The organism is Pseudoalteromonas sp. RB2-MNA-CIBAN-0110, from assembly GCF_040309305.1.
Taxonomy (GTDB): domain Bacteria; phylum Pseudomonadota; class Gammaproteobacteria; order Enterobacterales; family Alteromonadaceae; genus Pseudoalteromonas; species Pseudoalteromonas arctica.
Window position 1 is genome coordinate 1 of the sequence record NZ_JBEOOQ010000072.1, and the last position, 4,804, is coordinate 4,804.

Consider the following 4,804-nt stretch of genomic DNA (forward strand, 5'->3'; position numbering starts at 1 on the left):
TGAATTTATGGCGCAAAGTGGGTTCGATACCTACATTGCGGACAACCAATTTAGAAAACGAAATCCATTGTTTAAAGCCAGCGAAACATACGAAACAGAGCAAGAAAAGCGCCGACTAAAACGCAGCAAAGGCAAGCCACGATTATTTACCTCAGATGATTTTCATTATAATGAAGCAACCCAAATTTGCCGCTGCCCCGCAGGCAATGCAATGTGGCGAAGCGGGATAAATGTAAAAAGTCACAATCAGCAATACACGCGATTCTGTGGTTATTTAAAAGACTGTAAAACGTGCCCGCTACAGCAGCAATGCATGCGAAAGCCACCCATTAAAACGGGGCGACAAGTACAGTTTATAAATAATGAATCACGCAAAAAGCTGAGCTATGTAGACAAAATGAAAGTAAAAATAGACAGCCCCATAGGTCGACGACAATATAGCAAACGACTCGGGTGTATTGAGCCAGTGTTCGGGAACATTACAGTGAATAAAGGCATGAATAAATTGACCTTACGGGGTCAAACGAAAGTGAATGCGCAATGGCAACTGTATTGTCTTGTTCATAATATAGAAAAGCTGCAAAACACGATGCATTAAGAAGGGTAAGCCCTTTTACCCTAAATAAAAGCCACTCAACCACCCTTAATCCCTTCCAAAACGTCAATTAAAACAATATCAAACACTTCAATATTCTGCGTAAAAATACAGTAATCAATTGAACCAAAATAGGAACTCAGCTATGGTTTGTTTATCAATAAAAACAAATTTAAAAACGAGTTAATCTACAGGCTCGTTATGTGTTTTTCAAACTATGAGTAAATTTAAAGTTTTATTAATCCCTGTAGCTACTTTACTAGGAGCGCTATTAGGTTATTTTCTAGCACCGCCACAACCACTTTATCCCTTTGCAGGTGAAAAGCATGAACTTGAACTCATTTACTATATTGAGCTTCATATAATCATTTATTTAGGTTTCTTTTCAGCATGCATTACATTTTTATCTTCTAAGCTCCTCAATACTTCCATAAGTTTAGCCATCGGTTCATTAATTTCAGTTGGTTTATTTATTGGCGCAATAGGTGATTTAAGGAGCGGAGCTATACCTTATTACAGTTTTCGCGAAATAGTTGTATATGTTGTTGGTTGTATTTCTTGGTATGGAATAGTTTATTTGTTCAGTAGCTTTTCCAATAAAAACAAAGTGGTATAAACACATAACAAGCCAACTAAGCAGGACTATAGCTAGGGAAAGTATGCAGAAAATTTTAGTTTTAGCGGTTTTTTTAGTTTCTGGTTTTGTGAAAGCAGAATCTGATCCTTGTGAGTCAACCCATTACCCAGTTAAATGGGAATCTGAATTAGAATCTGGCAAACCAGACACCCATCCTAAATTTTGCACTTTTCGAAGTTAGAGGCTAGCCTTTGCGTAGTGTAAAAAGTAAGCAGGTGCGACATGGCAATAGCAAGAAAGCGTCAAATAAGTCTGGTTGATACAAAATATTACCATTGTATTTCGCGTTGCGTACGTCGTGCATTTTTATGTGGCGAAGACCGTTTTACAGGTCAATCTTACGAGCATCGTAGAGGTTGGGTTGAAGATAAGTTACTTATGCTCGCAAAAATATTTTGTATTGATGTATGTGCTTATGCCGTAATGAGTAACCATACCCATTTAGTACTGTATGTAGATGATAAGAAAGCAAATAGGCTGAATGATAAAGCGATTGTTATTCGCTGGCATAAACTCTGTAAAGGCACCGTACTTACGCAAAAATATGCACAAGGTGAAAAGCTAAGTAAAGTTGAACTCATCTTTTTCAACCAAACGGTTAAACAATACCGCGAACGCCTAGCAAGTATCAGCTGGTTTATGCGGCTCTTAAATGAAGACATTGCGCGCAGAGCAAATAAAGAAGATAACTGCACTGGTAGGTTCTGGGAGGGTAGATTCAAATCGCAGGCATTACTAGATGAAGCAGCACTTGCAGCGTGTATGGCCTATGTCGATTTAAATCCCATTAGAGCTAAAATGACTAACACACCGGAGGAGTCAAAGCATACCAGTGTACAAAAGCGTTTAACATGCGCAGCAGAAGGTAAACAACCAAAACAGTTACTACGTTTTGCTGGTATGCCTCGTCGGATTATGCCCAAAGGGCTGCCGTTTGAGCTTAAATCGTACCTTGAACTTGTTGAGCTAACAGGGCGAATAATACGAGAGGATAAGCGTGGGCATATTGATAACATGAACCTACCTTTGTTAGAAAGGCTTAATATCTCCCCAGAGAACTGGTTAAAACTGACTACGCAATTTACGCGCGTATTTCATGGTGCAGTAGGCAGGCCCACTTCACAAGCAAGTTACTGTGAAAACTTAAAGCGGAAACGGCGATCAAATATTAGCAACTGCGAAAAGCTACTCGCATAATACTTAAGCTACTCAGTAAAACCATTCAGTAAACATTAAAACTGCAATTATGTAGTTATTATCATGCGTGTAATTCAGGTTTTAACGTCCTAATGACTTATTTAATGGATGAAATAAAAGTAACCCAATATTAAAAGATAAATTCTCAACCTAAAAGTGAATAGCCAGATTAAAAATAGAGTGGCTGTCTCGTTTAGTTGCTGTGAAAATTTAAAGCGTAAACGGCGATCAAATATTAGCAATTGCGAAAAGCTACTCGCATAAAACTTAAGCTACTCAGTAAAACTATTCAGTAATAAATCACAACTGCATTATGCTGTTATTTTCATGCGTGTAATTTAGCTTTAATAGGGCTAATTACTTATTTAACGGATGAAATAAAGTGACCCACTCATAAAAGATAAATTTTGAACTTGAAGAGCGAATTTTTTGGTATAGTTTTGTTTGTTCAATTAAAGTGGCTGTCTAGTTTAGTTTTTGCGCACTGAATAAAAATAATTTTCAGTTAACTAATTGTTTACAGGTGTTTATTTGATGGTTAAGATAAATGCATTGTAATATATAGACATTTGTCGGTTTATAAAACGACAAATGTCGTAGACAAAATTGTTAGCTTTTTCAGGATGCTCTAGCAATATTGTTATTTCAATATACAAAGGATATGTATGGCTGTACCAATACAATCAATTGAAGAATCATTAAGTGTTGCTCATGTAGGTGCTATTGTTTCAAAAGCAGGTGCGACATTTAATTTAGTGCCTCATGATTATGGGGTTGATGTATCAATAAGAAATATCCAGCCTTTTAATGGTAAATTAATGGATCTTGGGACTTCATTTGATTGCCAGTTAAAATCAACAATCAATTGGTCTGAAAAAGACGGCCATATTGTTTATGATGTAGAAATTGATACATATAACAAATTAATATTTAGAGAAAATAATTCTTCCATACCTTGTTTATTAGTTGTTTTATGTTTGCCTAGAGATGAATCCCAATGGTTAACCTTTACAGATAAAGGGCTACTATTACAAAAAAGTTGTTATTTTTATCATTTAAAAGGCGATCTTAATAAAAACAAAAAGCAAGCTAGAATTAAGATACCTGTAGAGAACCTTTTAACCCCTGAAGCTGTTCAACAACTTATCGTTAAAGTTAAATTAGGAGAGTTACAGTGAATTTAATTAATATTAACTCTCCAATATTGAAAACTATCAACCTTGAAAGCCTTAATTCTTTTTTATCTTTGAAGGGCTGGACAAGAAGCTCTGATGTTTATTTAGATAAAAATACTATTTACAGTAGCCCTAAAAATCCTTTAGGCGAAAGTATTGAAATTTTAGTGCCCAACTCTTCAACCTTTATTGATTATTACAATCGTTTAGCTGATGTAATTAACACTCTTTCCTTCTATTATGATCAAGATACAAGTGATGTGATTAGAAGTATATCTTCATGTTTTACTGATATATTCCAGACTCGAATAATAGATACAGGACTATTTGAAAATAGCCTACCAATCGATGAAGTTTATCGTGAAATTGGTGGGATTAGATCATTATTTTTATATGGGGCATCATCAGAAGTTACTCCTTCAAGGCATTTTGATAATCCATTATCTAGAAGTCAAAAGTTTATTGAAAACTGTCGTTTTGGGCACACTTTTAAAGGTAGTTTTGGTTTTACGGTGGAACTTCCAATCATAAAAGCTCGTGAAGAACGAGATCTATTTGAAATACCTTTTGAACGAAAGGTAAACGAAAGAATAGCTAGAGGGCTAAACCTTATATCGCAAGCTGTAAAATCTGATAATGCAGATATTTTAGTTGATGCTTACAACACAGCTTTTAATTCTAAAATGTGTGATGCACTTTTAAATATATCAAATCAAGCTTCTAAATCTGTTGAGTTATCATTTAATTGGGCAAAGGAAGTAGATTTATCTGAAGATATTCGTAACTTCAAAAGTATCATTTTAACTGAAGCTCACTATGATGTTATTTCGTATGCCTCGAGTAAATTGAAAGAAGTTCCTCCTGAAGATAAGCTTGTAATGGGGAAAATAATAAATTTACACTGTAATAACAATCCAGTGGATGAATCTATTACAAAAAGCATTATCATCAAATATATTGATGATAATAGTTCAAAGCTCGATGTTAAGGCTACTTTAAACTCACATGACTACAAACTTGCTTGTAAAGCTCATATTGAGGGCGTAGATATAACTATAAACGGTAAGCTTGAAAGAACAGGTGGACAATGGACTTTAACTGATATTAAGTCAGTAAAAGTCAAAAGCTAACAACACGCCCTGAGGTGGACGACTAGTAAAATTTAGCTATTAACTGCAAATTTTAAAAGTGGTGAGCCTC

General features: G+C 35.1%; 5 protein-coding genes. All 5 read left to right on the top strand.

Annotated elements, in window-relative coordinates; genetic code table 11:
- Positions 1-598 (top strand): transposase (locus tag AAEY68_RS20460; RefSeq protein WP_350586775.1); only part of this gene is annotated, 598 nt, incomplete at its 5' end.
- Positions 599-812: 214 nt separating this feature from the next.
- Positions 813-1,211 carry a hypothetical protein gene (locus tag AAEY68_RS20465; protein ID WP_024594256.1) on the top strand — a complete coding sequence of 133 codons (399 nt, stop codon included), beginning with the start codon at positions 813-815 and terminating at the stop codon, positions 1,209-1,211.
- Between the two features lie 243 nt (positions 1,212-1,454).
- Positions 1,455-2,429, top strand: coding sequence for a transposase (locus AAEY68_RS20470; RefSeq protein ID WP_350586776.1), 975 nt, complete (start codon positions 1,455-1,457; stop codon positions 2,427-2,429).
- 665 nt (positions 2,430-3,094) lie between these two features.
- Positions 3,095-3,607 carry a DUF4365 domain-containing protein gene (locus tag AAEY68_RS20475; protein WP_024592218.1) on the top strand — a complete coding sequence of 171 codons (513 nt, stop codon included), beginning with the start codon at positions 3,095-3,097 and terminating at the stop codon, positions 3,605-3,607.
- On the top strand, positions 3,604-4,734 hold the full coding sequence (locus AAEY68_RS20480) for a hypothetical protein (RefSeq protein WP_024592217.1): 1,131 nt from the start codon (positions 3,604-3,606) through the stop codon (positions 4,732-4,734). The genes AAEY68_RS20475 and AAEY68_RS20480 overlap by 4 nt, the downstream gene beginning before the upstream one ends.
- Positions 4,735-4,804 lie beyond the last annotated feature (70 nt).